15 protein-coding genes and 1 tRNA gene are annotated in these 19604 nt (G+C 69.5%); 9 read left to right on the forward strand and 7 right to left on the reverse strand.

Annotated features, from left to right (window positions below):
- Nucleotides 1-82: 82 nt before the first annotated feature.
- The gene (locus tag ACWDMM_RS12730; RefSeq protein WP_357108179.1) at nucleotides 83-706 is read right to left on the reverse strand and encodes a lipocalin family protein; all 624 of its coding nucleotides are present in this window, start codon (nucleotides 704-706) and stop codon (nucleotides 83-85) included.
- 450 nt (nucleotides 707-1156) lie between these two features.
- Between ACWDMM_RS12730 and ACWDMM_RS12735 the strand changes: the two genes are divergently transcribed.
- Complete coding sequence (locus tag ACWDMM_RS12735) at nucleotides 1157-2020, forward strand: MerR family transcriptional regulator (protein WP_195081914.1); 864 nt, start codon at nucleotides 1157-1159, stop codon at nucleotides 2018-2020.
- Nucleotides 2021-2219: 199 nt separating this feature from the next.
- Here the strand turns inward: ACWDMM_RS12735 and ACWDMM_RS12740 are convergent, their stop codons facing one another.
- Complete coding sequence (locus ACWDMM_RS12740; protein WP_357108176.1) at nucleotides 2220-3569, reverse strand: TIGR01777 family oxidoreductase; 1350 nt, start codon at nucleotides 3567-3569, stop codon at nucleotides 2220-2222.
- Between the two features lie 126 nt (nucleotides 3570-3695).
- On the opposite strand from ACWDMM_RS12740, the gene ACWDMM_RS12745 reads away from it, so the two are divergent.
- Entirely contained in the window at nucleotides 3696-4502 is an 807-nt protein-coding gene (locus ACWDMM_RS12745) for a nuclear transport factor 2 family protein (protein ID WP_357108173.1), read from the forward strand.
- Nucleotides 4503-4582: 80 nt separating this feature from the next.
- Here ACWDMM_RS12745 and ACWDMM_RS12750 read toward each other — a convergent pair whose 3' ends face one another.
- On the reverse strand, nucleotides 4583-5503 hold the full coding sequence (locus ACWDMM_RS12750) for a sterol desaturase family protein (protein ID WP_357108170.1): 921 nt from the start codon (nucleotides 5501-5503) through the stop codon (nucleotides 4583-4585).
- Between the two features lie 226 nt (nucleotides 5504-5729).
- Between ACWDMM_RS12750 and ACWDMM_RS12755 the strand changes: the two genes are divergently transcribed.
- Together ACWDMM_RS12755 and ACWDMM_RS12760 are read left to right on the forward strand one after the other, a co-directional pair.
- Nucleotides 5730-6887, forward strand: coding sequence for a sensor histidine kinase (locus ACWDMM_RS12755; RefSeq protein ID WP_357108167.1), 1158 nt, complete (start codon nucleotides 5730-5732; stop codon nucleotides 6885-6887).
- Nucleotides 6884-7555 (forward strand): response regulator, encoded by a 672-nt coding sequence (locus tag ACWDMM_RS12760; protein WP_195081919.1) that lies wholly within the window; start codon nucleotides 6884-6886, stop codon nucleotides 7553-7555. The genes ACWDMM_RS12755 and ACWDMM_RS12760 overlap by 4 nt, the downstream gene beginning before the upstream one ends.
- A gap of 197 nt (nucleotides 7556-7752) precedes the next feature.
- Here ACWDMM_RS12760 and ACWDMM_RS12765 read toward each other — a convergent pair whose 3' ends face one another.
- Nucleotides 7753-8559, reverse strand: coding sequence for a VOC family protein (locus tag ACWDMM_RS12765; RefSeq protein ID WP_357108163.1), 807 nt, complete (start codon nucleotides 8557-8559; stop codon nucleotides 7753-7755).
- A gap of 696 nt (nucleotides 8560-9255) precedes the next feature.
- Nucleotides 9256-9329, reverse strand: a tRNA-Met gene (locus ACWDMM_RS12770).
- A gap of 535 nt (nucleotides 9330-9864) precedes the next feature.
- Between ACWDMM_RS12770 and ACWDMM_RS12775 the strand changes: the two genes are divergently transcribed.
- Complete coding sequence (locus ACWDMM_RS12775; RefSeq protein WP_195081921.1) at nucleotides 9865-10410, forward strand: transglycosylase family protein; 546 nt, start codon at nucleotides 9865-9867, stop codon at nucleotides 10408-10410.
- A gap of 79 nt (nucleotides 10411-10489) precedes the next feature.
- Here the strand turns inward: ACWDMM_RS12775 and ACWDMM_RS12780 are convergent, their stop codons facing one another.
- Nucleotides 10490-13492, reverse strand: coding sequence for a UPF0182 family protein (locus ACWDMM_RS12780; RefSeq protein ID WP_357108160.1), 3003 nt, complete (start codon nucleotides 13490-13492; stop codon nucleotides 10490-10492).
- A gap of 210 nt (nucleotides 13493-13702) precedes the next feature.
- On the opposite strand from ACWDMM_RS12780, the gene ACWDMM_RS12785 reads away from it, so the two are divergent.
- Nucleotides 13703-14284 carry a PPA1309 family protein gene (locus ACWDMM_RS12785; protein WP_195081923.1) on the forward strand — a complete coding sequence of 194 codons (582 nt, stop codon included), beginning with the start codon at nucleotides 13703-13705 and terminating at the stop codon, nucleotides 14282-14284.
- Nucleotides 14285-14430: 146 nt separating this feature from the next.
- On the opposite strand, the gene ACWDMM_RS12790 is transcribed toward ACWDMM_RS12785, so the two are convergent.
- Nucleotides 14431-15456 carry a YlbL family protein gene (locus ACWDMM_RS12790; RefSeq protein WP_357108157.1) on the reverse strand — a complete coding sequence of 342 codons (1026 nt, stop codon included), beginning with the start codon at nucleotides 15454-15456 and terminating at the stop codon, nucleotides 14431-14433.
- Between the two features lie 127 nt (nucleotides 15457-15583).
- On the opposite strand from ACWDMM_RS12790, the gene ACWDMM_RS12795 reads away from it, so the two are divergent.
- The 3 genes from ACWDMM_RS12795 (at nucleotide 15584) to ACWDMM_RS12805 (ending at nucleotide 19436) form a co-directional block, all read left to right on the forward strand.
- Nucleotides 15584-16996 (forward strand): zinc-dependent metalloprotease, encoded by a 1413-nt coding sequence (locus ACWDMM_RS12795; protein WP_195081925.1) that lies wholly within the window; start codon nucleotides 15584-15586, stop codon nucleotides 16994-16996.
- An 85-nt stretch (nucleotides 16997-17081) separates the two neighbouring features.
- Nucleotides 17082-17957 carry a hypothetical protein gene (locus ACWDMM_RS12800; protein ID WP_195081926.1) on the forward strand — a complete coding sequence of 292 codons (876 nt, stop codon included), beginning with the start codon at nucleotides 17082-17084 and terminating at the stop codon, nucleotides 17955-17957.
- A 135-nt stretch (nucleotides 17958-18092) separates the two neighbouring features.
- The gene (locus tag ACWDMM_RS12805; protein ID WP_449937404.1) at nucleotides 18093-19436 is read left to right on the forward strand and encodes an ABC1 kinase family protein; all 1344 of its coding nucleotides are present in this window, start codon (nucleotides 18093-18095) and stop codon (nucleotides 19434-19436) included.
- Nucleotides 19437-19604: the final 168 nt, after the last annotated feature.

Here is a 19604-nt window from a genome sequence, read left to right on the forward strand (position 1 = left end):
GTGAGGGCCGCGCCGCGGCGGCATCGGGCGGCTCAGCCCTACCGTCTGCGACGCGTCCCTCGCGAGCGCCGAGCACGCCGGATCAGCTCGCGCAGAGCGGGACGATGCGCGACTCACCGCCCGTGGTCGGGGAGGTCAGATACAGGCACGGGTTCTGTCCTGCCGCGACGATCGCGGCGCGCACCTGCTGCCATGCGTCCGCGTCGAGCGACGCGGCGCGCGCGAGAACGAATCCGGATATCCGGCTCGGGTCGGTGACCACCGCCCACGAATAGTCCGGGCCGAGCGCGGTGACGATGTAGTTCGTCGGCCCGTCCAGGCGGTCCTGGGTCGGCACGCCGGGGAAGCTGACGTGCAATTGCGCCCCGGTCTCCCGGTCGTTGACCACCGCGGTGCCGGTGATCTCGTTCCGCGTGTTCGACCAGGTGGTGCAGGTGTTGCGCACCGCGATGTTGCCCTGCGGATCGAGCGCGTAGTTCGCCTGCGTGTCGCGCGCGCAGGCGAGATTGAAGTACTGCGGGACGGCGGCGAGCTGACGCCACGTGCCCAGGTACCGGTCCAGTTCCAGGCGCGGCACCGGCGCGGGCCCGGCGACCGCGCCCGGTTCACCGGAGGCGCCGCCCGCGGCCAGCGCCGTGACGGACAGCGCCGACACCACCCCGACGAGCAGGCGGGTCGACGTACGCAGCAGGTTGCGACGGTGCACGCTGACTCCTCGTAATCGGCGACGCTGACCACACTAGCATAAACGATGCATAATTGATGCATCCAGTCCTTCTGGAGGAACGATGACGCCGACAGCAGCGCCCCGTCTCGCGGGCACGGCCGGGCTCGGACGCCCGCGCCGCTGCGCCACGCCGCAGGCCGACAACCTCGGCGCACCGCAGCCACCCCGTCGGCCATCCACCGTTCTCCGGCGGCGCCGCGTCGGCGCGAGGACCGTTCTCCACCGAAAGTCGCCGGTCCTAGTCGCTGCGATGCTCGGATGCCGTCGCACCGGGGACGCCGCCGCACTCCACTGCCGTGAACCGCGGTGGCCGCCGCGCATTCGCGCGCAACGGCTCGCCGCGCGAGCGAGGGTGACGTGACGCCGCCGCGCGGGCCCACCGACCGGCCGGGTGGAACGGATCTCGTCGGCGGCGGGCAGAATGGGGCGATGCCCGCCGGTCCCGTCCCCGTGTCCGACGCGGCCGGATACACGGTGCGCGCGGTCGCCGAACGTCTCGGCATCCCGACCGCGACGCTGCGCAGCTGGAACCGCCGCTACGACATCGGCCCGCCGCAGCATCGCCCTGGGAAACACCGCTTGTACACCGAGGCCGACATCGCCATGCTCGAGCGGATGCTCACGCTGATCCGCACGGGCGCGAGCCCGGCGGGAGCGGCCGCCGCGGTGCGCGGGCCCGCACCCGCTCTCGGCCGCCGCGAAGCGCTGCTGGAGGCGGCCTTCGCGTTGGACACCACCGCGGTATCCGACCGGATCGAAGCGCACGTCCGCGCGTTCGGCGTGGTGGACACCTGGAATCTGTTGTGCCGTCCCGCTTTCGCCGACATCGTCGAGCGCCAGCTCAGCGGTGAGGGCTGCATCGATGTGGAGCACTTGCTGTCCTGGTGCGTGATCTCGGTGCTGCAGCGGACGAATCCGCCGTCGGCGCCCGCCGGGACTACGCCGGTGGTGCTCGCCTGCACCAGCGGAGAAACGCATTCGCTTCCGCTGGAGGTGCTGCGCGCCGCCCTCGCCGAACGCGGTGTGGGGGCGCGGATGCTCGGCGCCGACGTGCCCGCCGCCGCGCTCGCCGACACCCTGGCCCGATTCGACCGCCCCGCCGCCGTGCTGCTGTGGTCGCAGCAGGAGTCCACCGCGCTGACCTCCGCGGTGCGCGCCTGCCTCGGCGCGGGCGCACGCGTCCTGGTCGGCGGCCCCGGATGGGAGGCGGTCTTCCTCCCGGACGGCGTGGAACGCGTCGACAGTCTCCTCGACGCCGCGGATCTGCTCGCTGTGCGCGCGTCCGACGGATGACGCCGGGCCGAACGACCGCCGGACGTCTCGCTGCGACATCGTCGTCGCAAGTCGGCTCGATGGCCCATGCCCCAGCAACTCACGCGGACACAGCCGAATCCCGCCGATAGTTTCCGCCGGCTGTCCGGCTACGCCCGGCCGAATCCAGAGCGCCCCTTCGTCCAGCGCATCCGGCTTCCACCCCTGATCATCGCCGTGGTCAGTCCGCAGTCCTGCCGAGCAGATGCCGCAACGCCGGTTCCAAGGAAGGGGTACGGAACCGGTGACCGGCTGCGGTCAGCCGCGCGGGCACGACGCGCTGACAGGCGGACGCCACCTCCCGGTTGCCCTCCCGGCCCAGCAACAGCGCCGGACCGAAACCTGGAACCGGGAACAGCGCGGGCCTGCGCAGCACGCCCGCGAGGATCTCGGCGTATTCCGCGTTCCGGACAGGTTGCGGCGCAACGGCATTGACCGCGCCCGACAATCCGGTGTCCCAGAGCGCCCGATGGTAGACGTCGATCAGGTCATCGATCCCGATCCACGACAGCCACTGCCGACCGCTACCGATGCGCCCGCCGAGCCCGGCCGCGAACAACGGCCGCAACAACCGCAGCGTGCCCCCACGCGGGGACTGCACGATCCCGGTACGCACACGCACCACCCGCACCCCCGCTTCCGCCGCCGGCGCCGTCGCCGCCTCCCACCCGTCGACCACGTCGGCGAGGAAGCCCGCACCGCGCGCCGACTGCTCGGTCAGCGCCTCGTCGCCCCGGTCGGCGCCGTAGTAGCCGATCGCGGAGGCACTCACGAACACCGGCACCCCCGCCGCGGCCGCTACCTCGGCGAGGCCGCGGGTTGGGCCGATCCGGCTGTCGGCGACGGCACGCTTGTGCCCCTCGGTGAACCGGCCGGCGATGGAGGCTCCGGCCAGATGCACCACCGCGTCCACCCCGTCGAGCAGGTCCGGCGCGGGATCGGCCGTGTCCCAGCGCCTTTCGTTCCCGGCGCGGGGCGGGTGCCGGACCAGCCGCAGCACGCGGTGCCCTCCGGTGGACAGGAACGCGGCCAGCGCCGAACCGACCATGCCGGACGCTCCGGTCACCGCGATGGTCTTGGACACGAAACCTTCCCGCGCCGCCCGCGCGTGCGCCGCGAGATCGTCGGCGAGCTGACGGTGGCGGTAGGCGAACATGGGCCGCAGCACCGCGGCGGGCACCGGCGCGTCCACCCGGTCCACCACCCGGGTGCGCGTCTCGTCGACGACCTCGAAATCGTGGGTGTGCCGCCACGGGAGCAGTCCGGCGGGCAGCGACCCGATGCCGTCGACGGTCACCGCGTCGACGAACCGGCGTGGCGGGTCGTACTCGCGGGAGTCGTGCCGCGCCACCCAGCGCAGCCCGCCGGGCAGTCCGAGCACCGCCCGCCCGTCGCAGAGCGAGTCCGCTTCCGCGCGCGGCGACACCGGTTGCCATGGCGGGGCAAGGCGAGTGAGAGCGCCGGGGCGCGCGTGCCAGGCGAACACCTCGGAGCGGGGTAGATCGATGACGCTCGCGTACTCGATACCCATGTCCCGACTGTAGTCCGAACCCGACTCGATGCAGCGTTCCCGCATCGTTTCTCGCCGTCGAGACGCCGGAATTAGAACTTGTTCTACCATTGGTCCAGACCTGATCACGTCGACGGAGGTTCCGCCATGCCGCTGGATCATTCGGGCGCAGCGCTGCTGACGGCCGTCGAAGCGTCGCCACGAGCGGTCGCGGCGCACGACAAGTCCGCGTGGGTCGGCCTGTTCGCCCCGGACGCGGAGGTCAACGACCCGGTGGGCTCCCGCCCGCACATCGGGCGCGCCGCCATCGAACGCTTCTACGACACCTTCATCGGGCCGAATACCATCGCGTTCCGGGTAGACCGCGACCTGGTCCATCCGCCGATGGTGGTGCGCGACCTGACCATCGTCACCACGATGTCGACCGGCGCCACCGTCTTCGTCCCGATGCATTTGCGCTACCGGCTCGTCGAGCAGGACGGCGTCTGGAAGATCGCCTACCTGGCCGCGCACTGGGAGCTGGCGGGCATGATCCGGCAACTGCTGCGCACCGGGCTACCCGGCATCGCCGCCGCGGTGAAGCTCGGGCCGCAACTGGTCGTCAATCAGGGCGTCGGCGGAGCACTGGGCATGCTGCGGGCGCTCGGCGGCGTGGGTGGTCGCGGAAAGCGGGCTACGACAAGGCTTTTCGCCGCCGCGGCGAGCACCGACCTGAGCCGTGTGCGCGAGCTGCTCGGGCAGCGGGCCGACATCGAACTGCCCGCGGGCACACCGGTGTCGGTGGAGGAATTCACGAATCGAGCTCGCAGCATGCGCTGGAGCAAGGTGATCGCGGCCGGGCGTACCGTCACGGCGAGTGTGCGGCTCGGCGCGGTATCCGGAGTGGCGGTCGTGGAGTTCGCTCAGGGCGGCGACGGCATCGCGAGTCTGCGGTTCTACCTCGATCCCGCCTGATCCGGGCTGAGGTCACCTGCGGCACGCGCTCGGCACGCCGGAGCCGGACGGCTCGCACCGCCCGGCTCCACAGCGGTCGATCAGGACGCGAGCTGCACGGCTGTGACGCGCTCCTCGGGCGACGGCTCCGCCACCGCGGCGGGCGTCGCGGGGTGCTCGGTCCAGCCGGGCGGGCCGAAGATGTACCCGAGCCGCCCGCGCCAGGTGCTCGCGCCGCGCACGTCGCGGATCAGCGCCGCGAGTTCGTGGTAGTTGACCTTCAGCGGATTGTCGGTGCCGATGTTCTTGGTCAGGCCGTAGCGAACCGGTTCGGACTCGGCGGCGAAGCTGCCGAACATGCGGTCCCAGATGATGAGGATGCCGCCGTAGTTCTTGTCGATGTAGGGCTTGTTCGAGCCGTGGTGCACACGGTGGTGCGAGGGGGTGTTGAACAGGAACTCGATCGGGCGCGGCAGCGTCTTGACCCGCTGGGTGTGAATCGGGAACTGGTAGAGCAGCCCGATGCCTTGCAGCAGGAAGATCATCCAGGCCGGGAAACCGAGCAGCGCGGCGGGCACCCACGCCAGGCCGCGCAGGATGTTCGGAACCGGATGCAGCCAGGAGAGGCGGATCGCGGTGGAGAGGTTGAAGTGCTCGCTGGAGTGGTGCACGTTGTGCGCGGTCCACATCAGCCGCACCCGGTGATCGGCGCGGTGGGCCCAGTAGTAGCACAGATCCGTCACGATCAGGCCGAGCACCCAGACCCACCACGATCGCGGCGACAGGTGCAGCGGCGTGACCGCCGCGGCGACGACCACCGCCGAGAACGGCACCACGTACTGCATCAGCGGCTTGGTCAACCGGCCCAACGTGAACGTCGCCACGTTGGAGGCGGTGTCGCGGGCCGAACCTCCGTTGCCGGATCGGTCGGGATCACGCCGGTAGGCGATCCACTCGACCAGCATGAGCACCGCGAATGCTGGTATGGCATAGCTCAGCAACTCGAACTCCACACGGCCCATGGGTACTCCTTCGTCGTCTGCCGTCGGCCTCCGACGCTACGGGCTCGTGCCTGGGAAAACATCGCGCCGCCGAGGGACTTCGCGTCCCCCGCGCGGGGGACGCGGGCGCGCAGGCGCACCGGCAGAGTTGTCGACCGTGCGTCGTCTTCCGGGGAGGTTCCGATCATTAGGATCACCCTCAGGACGGGCACCGGAACCAGACGGAGGCGGTGACGAACTGTTGGACGTGAGCAGGTCGCTGGCGCGTCAGTCGGTGGTCGTCGCCGTGGTGGCCGCCGCCATCGACGCGGTGGTGCTCGGCCTGTGCGGCGTGTTCGCGGTGGCGCCGTGGCAGACGGTCGCCGCCATCATCGCGATCGTCGCCGCCGATCTCGCCTTGGCCGCGCCGCCCCGGACGGCGGGCGTGGTCGCGGTCGTGCAGGTGCTGGTGCGCCTGCTGGCCGCGCTGCTGCTGTACCGGCACGGATTCCCGGTGCGATTCGCCGACGTCGGGTTCCTGGTGGCCGGATACCGCGCGGGAGCATGGCTGGCCGGGCCGACTTCCGTGTTCACCATGCTGCTGCTGTGCGCGGGAGTCGCCGGGGCGCACCTGTTCACCGACAGCGCCGCGGCGCACGACTGGAGGTTGTTGCTCGCCACGACCGTCTCCGCCGGTTGCGTGCCCTGGCTGGTCGGCCGCTATACGGCGGCGCGCGGCTCCTACATCGCCGATCTGGAGCAGCGGGCGCGCTTGCGGCAGCAGGAGCACCGGACGGCCGTGGAGCGCGCGGTCACCGAGGAACGGGCGGCCATCGCCCGCGACCTGCACGATGTGATCTCCCATCACGTCAGCGCGATCGGCATCCACGCTGGTGCGGCGCGGCTGGCGCTCGGCGGCACGGCGAACGCGGCCGCCGCCCGATCGCTGTCCGCGGTGGAGTCCAGCAGCAGGGCCGCGATGGTGGATCTGCGCCGCCAGCTCGACCTGCTGCACGGCCGCGAGGACGAGGGGCAGCGCCAGCCCGGCCTCGCCGACATCGACGGGTTGATCGAGCACGTCCGCGCCGCCGGGTTGGACGTCGAGACGAACGTGCGCGGCGAGGCGGTGGAACTGCCGGATTCGCTGAACATCACCCTGTACCGGATCGTGCAGGAGATGCTGACCAACGCGCTGCGGCACGGGGACGGCACGCACGCGCGCTTGGAGGTGGAGTACCTGCCGAAGCGGGTCGTGCTGCGCGCGACCAACCCCCTCGCTCCCGGACCGGTCACCACCGGCACCTCGGTGCCGCGCGGACTCAACGGCATCCGCCGCCGCGCGGAGTTGTTCGACGGCGAAGTGGACTACGGCCGCGACGCCACGCACTGGCAGACCACCGTGTCGGTGCCGATCGGAGGATCGTGAACCCGCCCATCCGCGTCCTGATCGCCGACGACCACAGCGTGTTCCGCTCCGGCCTGCGCGCCGTCGTCGACAGCCAGCCGGACCTGGATTGCGTCGCCGAGGTGAGCGACGGCCGCGCCGCGATCAGCGAGACCGCCCTGCTGCGCCCGGACGTCGCGATCCTCGACGTGCGGATGCCGAAGCTGGACGGTCTCGCCGCCACCGCCGCGATCGTCGCCGCGGGGGGCACCCACGTCCTTGTGCTCACCACCTACGACAGCGACGCCAACCTGTATCGCGCCCTGCAAGCGGGCGCGAGCGGGTTCCTGCTGAAAAGCCTGCCGCCGGAAGAACTGGTCACGGCCATCCGGATCGCGGCGCGCGGCGACGCGCTGATCGACCCCTCGATGACCCGCCGCCTGGTCTCCCGCTTCGCGAACACGCTCGCACCGCCGCGCACCCCGCCGGAGGTCCAGCAGCTCACCGCCCGCGAACTCGAGGTGCTGCTGCTGCTCGCCGACGCGCGCAGCAATGCCGAGATCGCCGCGCAGCTCGGCGTCGGCGAGGAGACGGTGAAGACCCACGTCTCCCGTATCCTCGCCAAACTCGGCGTCCGCGATCGCATCCACGCCGTGGTCTACGCCCATCAGCACGGCCTGGTGGCGCCGGGATCGGCGCGCTCCGACTGACCCGGGTATACCGGCCGTCGCCCGGACCTCGACCAATCGCCGCACCCGTCGGCACGAGCGTCGTGCACGAGTCGTGTCGACCGCGCCCTACGCTCTCTCGCCGCGAGCCGCGGAGCCCGTCGACACCCCCGCCGAAACCACGATTGCCGCGGCGGCGACAACCGAGCGCGGCGGCTCGGGTGTCGCCGCCGGACGACTCACGCGCCGGTCGGCGGCTCCCCGACGGTCCTGGTCGGATCGATGACGCCGAACACCTCGCCCTGCGGCCCCTGGACGATGCCCATGCGGCCGAAGGGGCTGTCGTCTGGCCCGGTCATGACGGTGGCGCCCAGATCGCGCGCTTTGGCCAGCGCGTCGTCGGTGTCGCCGACCTGGAACCAGGCCAGCCAATAGGACGGATTGTCGCCCGGCATCTTCGTCGAATCGTTGATGCCGCCGACGGCGTCGCCGTCGGGCGCCAGGCTGAAGGTGGAGTAGACGAAGTTCTCGCCGTCGCCGATCTCGGTGTAGTGCCAGCCGAACACCTCGGCGTAGAACTGCTGAGCCTGCTTGTAGTCGCTGGTGTGCAGCTCGTTCCAGCAGTAGGCGCCGTGCTCGTTGTAGATCCCCGCGCCGCTGTGGGCCTTGGCCTCCCAGATGCCGAAGACCGCGCCGGTGGGGTCGGCGCCGACGACCATGCGGCCGACATCGAGCACGTCGAACGGTTGCATCATCAGCGAGCCGCCCGCGGCGTTCACCTTATCCGCGATGGCGTCGGCGCTGTCGGCGGCGAGGTAGGTGGTCCACACCGACGGCATCGGCATGCCTTCCGGCTTGGGCCCGATGCCCGCGGCCGCCCGGCCGTTGCGCATCGCCATCAGATAACCCCCCGCCTCGGGCGGGCTGTCTTGAATGTCCCAGCCGAAGAGTTCGCCGTAGAACTCGCGGGCGCGTGCCGGGTCGTCGACCTGGCAGTCGACCCAGCACGGTGTTCCCTGCGGCCAGCTTCCGTCATGAGTGGGCATTGCGGGTGCCTCCTGATACGGGTTGCCGATGTCCGGCCGAGACAGCCGGCACACGGCTAGTCAACCATCAGCATTCCGTTGGAGTGGGCGATTCGGCCGAGCACTCCGGTCCAGTTCGCGAGCCTGGAAACCCAGGCGAAAGACCCCCTACACAGATCAGTCCCCGGTAGTCTTCGTCGTTCCGTGAGCCTCAGTCGTCGCTGACGGCTCCGGTCTTCGACTGGCTTGCCGGGGGCCTAGCCGGATCCCGTATCGGTGTCTTCACTGCCTGCCGACGTCTCAGCTGACAGTGCGCTCACCGACCGTTGTTCCGGTGTAATGACCAGTTTCCTCCACATTTTCCGCTAGTCAAGAGGTCGGCGGGGCCAATTCTCCGGCGGGGAGCGGGCGCCACCCACGGCAGCGCGGACATCCTTCAGCACAGCGGATCGCGCCGTGCGCGCTCGGCATCCCAACCGAGGGCGCGGGACAGGTACGCCATCTCGCCTACCAATGCCGCCCTGTTCGCCGGCCGTCCCGTCGGAGGCTTCACGGCATGCGTTCCCCCTTCGGGTTCGACGCAGGGGACGCGTCCGAGCACACCCGCCGCAACCACCCCGCCATCGACACCGGATCCGCCGCCGCCGAGACAAGACGACGCACTTCCAGATCAAACGCAAAACGGCCCCGGAACCAGTGTTCCGGGGCCGTTCCTAGTAGCGGGGACAGGATTTGAACCTGCGACCTCTGGGTTATGAGCCCAGCGAGCTACCGAGCTGCTCCACCCCGCGTCGGTGAACACAACATTACACACGGGTTCGCGAAGTCTGCAAATCGCCAGCTCAGGGACGGTTTCGAGGAGTTGAACAGACCACGCGACATCCCCGCGGCCCCATCTCCGAGCCGGAAAGGCCCTGCGGCAATCCGATGGCGGCGATATTCCCCGCCACGGCACCGCGCCCACAAGATTCACCACTGAATACCCACTTCAAACGTGACCTATTTCACCATATCGTGGTGATCTCACTCACATAACGATGCGATAACTTCACCAAGATTCAGCGTGTTGACAGCGTTTCCCAGCTGGTAAAACACCGATATTCGGGTTATTCGCTTCATGCAATTCCGGCGTTATCAAGATGTGATCTGCTGAGAATTCTTCGTTACCGTCACTCCACGGCCCGGATCATCCGAGACGGGCTCGAACTCGAACCGCCGAACACCGGTGACCCTGTCCCGCGGTTCGAGGATCCCCGACGACCTGGGGACAGGGGCACGGCAAAAGCTTCGATCGCCGTGCCGGCGGGCGCAGGGAGGGAAACGACCATGACCGAGAACCGGAAGATCAGCACCCGCGCCATCGGCTTCGCCGCCATCACCGGCGCTCTTGTTGCCGTCCCGTTCGCATTCTCCACCGCTTCCGCCTCTGCGGCCACCCACGATTGGGACGGCGTCGCGCAGTGCGAGAGCGGTGGCAACTGGGGGATCAACACCGGAAACGGCTACTACGGTGGCCTGCAGTTCTCGCAGAGCACCTGGGCCGCCAACGGCGGCAGGGGCTCGGCCCACACCGCCAGCAAGGAAGAGCAGATCCGCGTGGCGGAGAACGTGCTCGCCACCCAGGGCCCCGGCGCGTGGCCGACGTGCGGCAAGTACCTGCGTCCCGGCACCTCCGAGCCCGAGCCGCTGGTCCGGGCCGAGGAACTTCCCACCGTGCCCGAGCCCGCCCAGCCCGCCGTGAGCGCCGCGCAGTCCCTGGTCGAGCAGGCCCAGTCCGCCGCAAGCGAGCTGGCCGAGCAGTACGGCTTCAAGGGTCAGGTCGAGCAGATCCTGAGCCAGAACAGCGCGCTGATCGACTCCCTCGGTCGCTGACGCGTTCCGCGCCGAACGAAAGACGCCGCCATCGCGATGATGGCGGCGTCTTTCGTTGTGCCCGTGGAAACGGCGCTACTCAGCGACCGGCGTCCTGGTAGGCCTTGACGGCGGCTTCCAGCTCGTCCAGCGCCCGGCCGAAGTCCTGGAAATTCCCGCTGCGCATCGCATTTCGCACATTCTCGATCTTGCGGTTGAGTTCGGCCGCGGCGGCGTCCTTTGCGGCGGACGAGCCCGTCGCCGGCGGCTGCGCCGAGGCGGGCGGCGGCGTCGAGGCGTTACTCGTCCCGTTGTTGCCCTGCTCGGCGGGCGCCGGAGTGGTGCCGGGCTTGGGCCTGGTGCCCGAGTCGCCGCCGAACGGCGTCGCCAGCGCGCCCGCGCCGGGGATCACCTGGTTCAGCGCGTCCGCCAAGGTCGAGGCGTAGCCCACCTTGACGTTGCCCGCCTCGTCCCGATAGCTCACCAGCACCCGCAGCAACTGCGGGAAGGTCGCGGTGTTCGGGCCGGTGTTGCGCTCGTTGTAGAACGGCTCCACATAGAGAATGCCGCCGTCGGCGACCGGCAGGGTCAGCAGATTGCCATATTTGATCTTGTTCGAATTGGACAGCAGCGTTTTCTCCCGCGACACCTCCGGCGATGTCGTCATCCGGTTCTGTGTCTGCTGCGGACCCAATGTCTGTGTGTCCGTTGGCAATCGAAGGATCGTGAATTTACCGTAGCCGTCCGGGTCGGAACGCACCGAGATATAGGCCGCGAGATAGGGCCGGTTGTAGCCGGTCATCGCGCTGGTCAAATTGAACGTGGGCTTGTTCGTTTTCGGATCGCCCAGCAGCACGTAATACGGCGGCTGGTTGGCGGTGGTCCCGCCCTCGGTGGTCGGGTCGGCGGGAACCGACCAGAAAGCGTTGTTGGTGAAGAACTCTCGCGGATCGTCCACGTGATACTTCGACAGCATCTCGCGCTGAACCTTGAACAGATCCTCCGGATAGCGGAAGTGCGCCCGCAGTTCCGGCGAGATCTCGCTCTCCGGCTTCACCGCGCCGGGGAACACCCCGCGCCAGGCCTTCAGCACCGGATCCGACGAGTCGACCTCGTAGAGGGTGACGCTGCCGTCGTACGCGTCGACCGTCGCCTTGACCGAGTTGCGGATGTAGCTGACCGCCTTGCGGGGCAGCAGCCGCCCGGTCTTCTTGTCGATGCTGTCCTCCAGCGCGCCCTCCAGCGAGGTGGTCTGCGCGTAGGGGTAGTTGTCCAGCGTGGTGTAGGCGTCCACGATCCAGACGATCCGTCCGCCGACCACCGCGGGGTAGGCGTTGCCGTCGGTGGTCAGCCAGGGCGCGACCTTCTGCACCCGCTCGCGCGGGCTGCGGTTGAAGATGATCTTCGAGTCGTCGCCGATGGCCGAGGAGAACAGGATGTTGCGCTCGGCGTACTTGGCCGCGAAGGCCAGGCGATTGAACCAGTTGCCGATCGGTACGCCGCCCTTGCCGGTGTAGGTGTACTGCGCGGTGTCGGAGTCGTACTCACGCGGACGCTGACCGTCCATCGCGCCGACGATCGCGTAGTCCGGGTTGGCCTGCGAGATCAGTTCGCCGAAGTAGACGCGCGGCTGGTCCACCTTGATCCGCTGCTTGTCCGCGGGGGTGAACAGGTCGCTCACCATGAAGATCGGATAGCCGCCGTCGCCGCTGCCACCCGCGGCGTTCGGATCGTCCGACGGCGGCTTGTTCACCCGGTTGGCCGGCGCGGCGACGAATCCGTTGCCGTGGGTGTACACCGTGTGCCGGTTGATCCAGTCGGTCTGGTTGCCACTCAACGCCGCGGGCGAGAGCTCCCGAGCGGCGACGATGTAGTCCTGCACGTCACCGTCGAGGTTGTAGCGGTCGATGTCCAGCGACTCCGGGAAGCCGTAGAAGTTCTTCAGCTGGCGCAGCTGGGTGAAGGTGGGCGAGAGGATGTTCGGGTCCAGCAGCCTGGCGTTGCCGATGGTCGCGGCGTCCACCGGCACCTCGAGCGGGCTCTTGCTGCTCTCGCCCTTGTAGTCCTTGTAATCGATCCTGTCGTCGGTGATGCCGAACGCCTGCCTGGTCGCGGCGATGTTGCGTTCGATGTACTCGCTCTCCTTGTCCGCGGCGTTCGGACGCACCGAGAACTGCTCGACCACCAGCGGCCACACCGCGCCGACCAGGATCGAGGACAGCACCAGCAGGGCGGCGGCCATCGCCGGCACCCGCAGATCGCGCAGCACGATGCCGGCGAAGAACGCCAGCGCGCAGATCACCGCGATGGACAGCAGGATCAGCTTGGCGGGCAGCACCGCGTTGATGTCGGTGTACGAACCGCCGGTGAAGGTGGGTTCCTTGCGGCTGCTGGAGAGCAATTCGTACCGGTCGAACCAGTAGGCGATGGCCTTGAGCAGGACGAACAACCCGGCCAGCAGGGCGAGCTGGATGCGCGCCGGGCGGGTGAGCGTGCCCTCGCGGCCGCTCAGGCGCAGCCCGCCGAAGACGTAGTGGGTGACCAGGCTGGCGAAGAACGCGATGACCACCGCGACGAAAAGCCAGTTCAGCACCATGCGGTAGAAGGGCAGGTCGAAGGCGTAGAAGCCGACGTCGAGGCCGAACTCCGGGTCCTTCTCGCCGAACGATCCGCCGTTGAGGAACAGCTGCACCGTCACCCAGTTCGACTGCGCCACCAGGCCCGACAGCAGGCCGAGCAGCACCGGGATGCCGACGCCGAACAGCCGCAGCCTGCTCATCACGGTGGTGCGGTAGCGCGCGATCGGATCGTTCGGGCCCGCCACCGGCACGAACACCGGCCTGGAGCGGTAGGCCAGCAGCAGCGCCAGCCAGACCACCAGTCCGACGAAGGCCGCCACCACGAGGAATAGCAGCACCCGGGTCCGCAGCACCGTGAGATACACGTTGCGGAAGCCGACCTCGCCGAACCACAGCCAATTCGTGTAGGCGTCCGTCAACCGCGGCCCGAGCAGCAGCAGCGCCGCGAGCACGATGGCCGCCACCAGCAGCACACGGCTGCGTCGGGACAGCGAAGGTAAGCCGGTGGGGGGCCGCATGCCCACGATGCCACTCTCCAAGGTCCGGCGACGCTCGCACCGAGAGGCCCGGCCGATGCGCCGCAGTCCGATGTTGCGGGTGGTCCTTCCGGACCGTCCCGGCCCACTCTACGGAAATCGGACACCATGCAGCTGGCAGGGTTGCGCTTGCCGCGCCGGGGAACCGTTCGCCCGGGTTTGCGGCTGCGCTCACCGGCGGTTTGATTGGATGTTCGGGTGACCCCAGACCTGCACGCCGAACTCGTCCTCGCCCGATCCGTCCGGGAGGTGGCGGAATTCGTCGACGCCGAGGGGTGGGGCCGTCCCCCGCAGATGTTCGCCTTGGTGCCGACCGCGGACCTGGTCGCGGCGCAGCCGGAACTGGAGGAGCAACTCGACGAGGGCGGCGAGCTGACGCCGGTCGCCCAAGAGGCGTTCCCGGACGACATCACCGGCGGCTCGATCGCCTTGGACGAATTCCTGGCCACCACCAGCTGGCCGCCCGCCGTCCGCGGTTGCGTGCTGGTGCAGGAGATCGTAGTGCTCCCGCCGGACGCCGAGTCGACGCTCGACGACGCGCTCGCCCCGCTGCTGGCCGACCACGAAGCCGCCGACGCGGCCGCGCGCGCCGCCGCCGAAGCCCACCCGGAACGCAGGGAGGCCAGGTTGTTCGCCGCGGTGCTGCGCGACGGCGCGTCGCTGTGCCTGTTGCAGCTGCGCCCCGAGGACGACGCGGACGATTTCGGCGACCTCGACCTGCGCACCTACCCGAACCTGGCGCCGAATCTGGTCGAGGCACTGCACCACACGCTCGAATGAACTACCGGCCTCGCAGACCACGGCACGACGCCGCTGCATCACGCGCAGACAACGCGGGTCGTTCGCCTGCGCGGGGATCACGCCGTGGCCGCGGTGAGCGCCCGGGCAGATGCGCGCGGCTTCCGGTGCGGATCACCGCTCCGGCGTCACCCGCAGCTGACCGGTTCTTTGCCGGTGTTGATCTCGTTGAGCGACTGCACCGCGCCGGTGAGGTTCTCGATGCGCACCAGCCGCAGGCCGTCGGGAGTCCGCTGCCTGGCCTCGTCGCAGTTGGCCGCGGGAACCAGGAAGGTCTCCGCGCCCGCCTCCCGCGCGGCCATCATCTTGTATTGGATACCGCCGATCGGCCCGACCTTGCCGTCTTGATCGATGGTCCCGGTACCCGCGACGAACTTGCCGCCGTCCAGTTCGCCGGGGGTGAGCTTGTCGATCAGGGCGAGGCTGAACATCAGGCCCGCCGACGGACCTCCGATGTCGGCGAGGTTGAACGCGACCTCGAGCGGCGGCCGCGCGCCTTCGCCCGGCGTCACGCCCAGGTAGCCCTTGGCCGGGTCGTCGGGGCGGGCGCCGAGCACGATCGTCGCGGTCTGCTCGGCGTTGTCGCGGCGGAACACCACGGTCAGCGTGCTGCCCGGCGCCTGGGATCCGACCGCGGTGACGACGTCCTTGGGCGTCGTCACCGGCGTGCCGTTGATGCTGATCAGTTCGTCACCGGCGCGCAGCGCGTCGCGAGCGGGCCCGTCGTCGGCCACCTTGCGCAGCAGCACGACCGTGGGCAGGTTCAGATAGTGCAGGGCGGCGACCTCGGCGTTGCCCTCGGAGTCCTTGAAGTCCTCCTGGTTGGACTTGTCGATCTCCTCGCGCGAGACGCCGGGCGGGTAGACCTCCGAGCGCGGCACCAGGCCGTGCTTGCCGCTGGCCCAGAAGCCGAACGCCTCGAAGATGCTCAGCCCGTCGCGCACCGACACCGTGGTCATGTTGAGATGGCCCGTGGTCGGATCGACCTCGGTGCCTCGCACGTCGACGACGTCCTTGCCGTCCACCGTGCCGAGGGTGTTGAAGGTGGGGCCGGGCCCGAGTGCGACGTACGGCACAGTCAGCACACTGCCTACGACACCGAGCACGAGGACCGGGATCAGGGCGGCCACCAGGGTGAGGATCCGACGATTCACCTGGACCACAGTAGTGACAGCCCGCGGCGCGAGTGGCCGGAGGCGGTCGTTTCGGCCCGCCGCGCCGCCGCCGATTTCGCGCCGCGCGAACAGAGGGATGCTGTGCTACACGCGTAACGTAAAGAACATGAACGACCTCCCCTTCGGATTCTCCAACCGCGACGACGACGATCGCAAGCGCGGTGACGAGCCGAGCGGTCCCGGCCCGAACGACCCGTTCGGTTTCGGTATCGGTGGGTCCGGCGCGGGCGGATTCGACCCGGCGCAACTCGGCCAGATGCTGACCTCGCTCGGCCAGATGCTCAGTGGCATGGGGCAACCGGGCTCGGCGCAGGCCGGGCCGGTGAATTACGACGTCGCCAAGCGGCTGGCCCGCCAGCAGCTCGGCTCGTCCGTCGCCCCGGTGAGTTCGGGCGCCGCGAGCGCGGTGGCCGACGCCGCGCACCTCGCCGAACTCTGGCTCGACAGCGCGACCACCCTGCCCGCGGGCGCCGCCAAGACGGTCGCGTGGACCGCCAACGACTGGATCGAGCAGACCCTGTCCACCTGGCAGCGGTTGTGCGACCCGGTCGCCGAGCAGATCTCGGGCATGTGGACCGCGGCGCTGCCGGAGGAGGCCAGACAGTTCGCCGCGCCGATGGTCGGCATGCTGGGCCAGATGGGCGGCTTGGCCTTCGGATCGCAACTCGGCCAGGCGCTCGGCCAGCTCGCCAAAGAAGTGCTGACCTCCACCGATATCGGTCTGCCGCTCGGCCCCACCGGCACCGCGGCGCTGCTGCCCGCGGCGATCTCGGAGTTCAGCGCCGGGCTGGAGCAGCCGGAGAGCGAGATCCTGGTCTTCCTCGCCGCGCGTGAGGCCGCCCACCAGCGGCTGTTCGCGCACGTGCCGTGGCTGCGTCAGCAGGTGCTCGGCGCGGTCGAGGACTACGCGCGCGGCATCCGCATGGACTTCTCCGCGATGGAGCAAGCCGCGCAGAACATCGATCCGATGTCGCTGACCGATCCGGCGAAGCTCGAGGAGATCCTGGCCCAGGGCACCTTCGAGCCGCAGACCACACCCGAGCAGAAGCAGGCGCTCGAGCGACTGGAAACGCTGCTGGCGCTCATCGAGGGCTGGGTTCAGGTCGTCGTCGCCGACGCCGTTGGCGACCGCCTGCCCGGCGCGGGAGCGCTGGCGGAGACGCTGCGCAGGCGGCGCGCCACCGGCGGGCCCGCGGAACAGACCTTCGCGACGCTGGTCGGGCTGGAGTTGCGTCCACGCAAGCTGCGCGAGGCGGCGGCGCTGTGGCGCAGGCTCACCAGCGACGCGGGCATGACCGCCCGCGACCGCGTGTGGGCGCACCCGGACCTGCTGCCGGATTCCGACGACCTGGACTCCCCCGCCGGTTTCATCGACTCGGTCATCGGCGGCGCCGCCACCGTCTTCGACGACCCGCTGGCGCAATTGGCCGAAACCGAGGCTCGCGAGCGCGCCGCCCGCGAGGGCAAGGACGACGACAGCGGGGCCGACCAGGGCGAAGAGGGCGGCGCATCGTCCTGATCCGGGTTGTGGATGACGCGAAATCCTGTGGATAACCGAGGATTTCGGCACCGGTAGCACATCGCGCGATCCGCATACTGATGACATGACAACGATGTGTCGCGGTCCGCGATTGCGCCCGAGGGTGACCGTCCTGGTCCGCCCGACCGGTGTCGTCCAGCTCGGGTGCGATCCGGAGACCGCGGTGGTGCTCGATCCGGACGGCATGGACGCCGAGACCGTCGTCGCTTTCCTGCGTCTGCTCGACGGTCTGCGCACCAAACCGCAGATCATCTGGCGTGCCGGAGAATGCGGCATCGATGCCGAACGCGCCGTGGCATTGCTCACGCTGGTCGACGAAGCCGGACTGCTCGACCACCCCGAGGAGCGGGCCGGGCATGTGCGAACGGTGCGGGTGCACGGTCTCGGCCCGCTGTCGGACGCGGTGTCGGCCGGTTTGCGGGCGCTCGGTATGCGGCCGAGCCGTTCCCGGGACTACCCGTCCGGTCCGGCGACGGTGCGGTCCTGGGGAGCGGATCTCGTAGTGCTAGCCGACACGCTGATGCCCGATCCCCGTCTGGTGAGCGACCTGGTCCTGCACCGGATACCGCATCTTCAGCTGCGCATCCGAGACAGCAAGGGCGTCGTCGGCCCGCTGGTGCTCCCGGGCGTCACCAGCTGCCTGCGCTGCGCCGACCTGATCCGCGCGCACAACGACACCGACTGGCCCCACCTCGCCGCCCAACTCCTCGGCCGCGTCGGCCACGCCTCCCCCGCCGGAATAGCCGCCACCACGGCAATCGCCCTGGCCGAACTAGAGACGATCATCGACTGCTCACCCCGGCGAGCCCCCGCCACCTTGAACGCGACCCTCGAACTGGACCTGGATTCCCACACCCTCGACCGCCGCGGATGGGACCGCCACCCCGCCTGCGGGTGCGCACACGTTTCGGCCGAACATGACGCCGGAATCCGGAGGTGATCGAAGATCGGCGTGGTTGGGCCCCCTCACCCCGCACCCGGATCTACGCACGTTTCCGCAGGACACGGCACCCGAATCCGGGCGTGATCAAGATTGCCGTGGCCGACCGGCCGGTCCTTCCGCCATGATGGGTACGTGTCTGAGATCGTGCGCCGTCGCTCGTCCCGCAACGCCAAGTTGGCCAAGATTCCGCTCGGCATAGCCGGACGGGCGGCCGTGGGGTTCGGCAAGAAGCTCGCCGGAGGCGACAGGTCCGAGATCAACGCGCAGCTCAATCAGAAGGCCGCCGAGCAGCTGTTCACAGTGCTCGGCGAGCTCAAGGGCGGCGCGATGAAGTTCGGGCAGGCGCTCAGCGTGATGGAGGCCGCGGTCCCCGAGGAGTTCGGCGAGCACTACCGCGAGGCGCTCACCAAGCTGCAGGCCGCCGCGCCGCCGATGCCGGCCGCGACCGTGCACCGCGTGCTCGACCAGCAGCTCGGCACCCAGTGGCGCACCCGCTTCCGTGAGTTCGACGACACTCCGGCCGCGTCGGCCAGCATCGGGCAGGTGCACCGGGCGGTGTGGTCGGACGGCCGCACCGTCGCGGTGAAGGTGCAGTACCCCGGCGCCGACGAGGCGCTGCGCGCGGACCTGAAGACACTGAACCGCATGTCCGGTCTGGTCGCTTCGGTGATCCCCGGCGCGGATGTGAAACCGATCCTCGCCGAGATCACCGAACGCACCGAAGAAGAGCTGGACTACCGCAACGAAGCGGCCAACCAGCGCGCTTTCGCCAAGGGCTTCGACGGGTACGGTGAGATCGTCGTGCCGAAGGTGGTGGCGAGCGCGCCGAAGGTGATCGTCACCGAATGGCTCGACGGCGTCCCCGTCTCCACGATCATCAAGCAGGGCGCCGAGGATCCGGAGGGCACCCGCGCGTTGCGCAATCGCGTCGCGGGGCTGATGGGGCGGTTCCACTTCTCCTCCCCCGAGGTCGTCGGACTCCTGCACGCCGACCCGCACCCGGGCAATTTCATGATGCTGCCCGACGGCAAGCTGGCGGTCATCGATTTCGGCGCCTGCGCGCCGATGCCGGACGGTTTCCCTCCGGTGCTGGGCCGAATGCTGGCCCTCGCGGTCGAGGAACGCTTCGCCGAACTCACCGAGCTGCTCTACGACCACGGCTGGGTGATTCCCGGCCGAGTGGTCACCCACCAGGAGATCGCCGACTACCTGCGGCCGTTCACCGACCCGATCCAGGCCGACTCGTTCCACTTCACCCGCAGGTGGATGCAGCGGGTAGCGGGCAAGGCTTCGGAAATCTCCAGCCCCGAGATGAAAACCGCACGCGCACTGCAACTCCCGGCGCAATACGTGATGATCTTCCGCGTACTCGGCGGCTCCGTCGGCATCCTGGCGCAACTCGACGCCGAACTGCCGTTCATGCAACTGGTCCGCACCTGGATGCCCGGCTTCACCGAGGAACGCACAGCCTCCTGAGCCGAATCCCCACCACTCGGTCGAAGCGGTAGCCCCCGCGTTGAATCGCGCACTCAGGCCGCTCCCGACCCCGGCGGGTGCGAGTCTTACGAGCGCCGTTCGCGGCCCGTCTCGCGTCCGAGTGACCGAAGCGCATGCGACGCAGTCGCGAGTCTCGGTCGCTCGGAC

The sequence above is a fragment of the Nocardia sp. NPDC003726 genome, assembly GCF_053586955.1.

Bases quoted from the DNA above. Each gene is read 5' to 3' on its own strand.
- ACWDMM_RS12735 (WP_195081914.1), top strand. From the start codon at position 1,157: ATGCCCGCCGGTCCCGTCCCCGTGTCCGACGCGGCCGGATACACGGTG.
- ACWDMM_RS12740 (WP_357108176.1), bottom strand. From the start codon at position 3,569: ATGGGTATCGAGTACGCGAGCGTCATCGATCTACCCCGCTCCGAGGTG.
- ACWDMM_RS12745 (WP_357108173.1), top strand. From the start codon at position 3,696: ATGCCGCTGGATCATTCGGGCGCAGCGCTGCTGACGGCCGTCGAAGCG.
- ACWDMM_RS12750 (WP_357108170.1), bottom strand. From the start codon at position 5,503: ATGGGCCGTGTGGAGTTCGAGTTGCTGAGCTATGCCATACCAGCATTC.
- ACWDMM_RS12765 (WP_357108163.1), bottom strand. From the start codon at position 8,559: ATGCCCACTCATGACGGAAGCTGGCCGCAGGGAACACCGTGCTGGGTC.
- ACWDMM_RS12775 (WP_195081921.1), top strand. From the start codon at position 9,865: ATGACCGAGAACCGGAAGATCAGCACCCGCGCCATCGGCTTCGCCGCC.
- ACWDMM_RS12795 (WP_195081925.1), top strand. From the start codon at position 15,584: ATGAACGACCTCCCCTTCGGATTCTCCAACCGCGACGACGACGATCGC.
- ACWDMM_RS12800 (WP_195081926.1), top strand. From the start codon at position 17,082: ATGACAACGATGTGTCGCGGTCCGCGATTGCGCCCGAGGGTGACCGTC.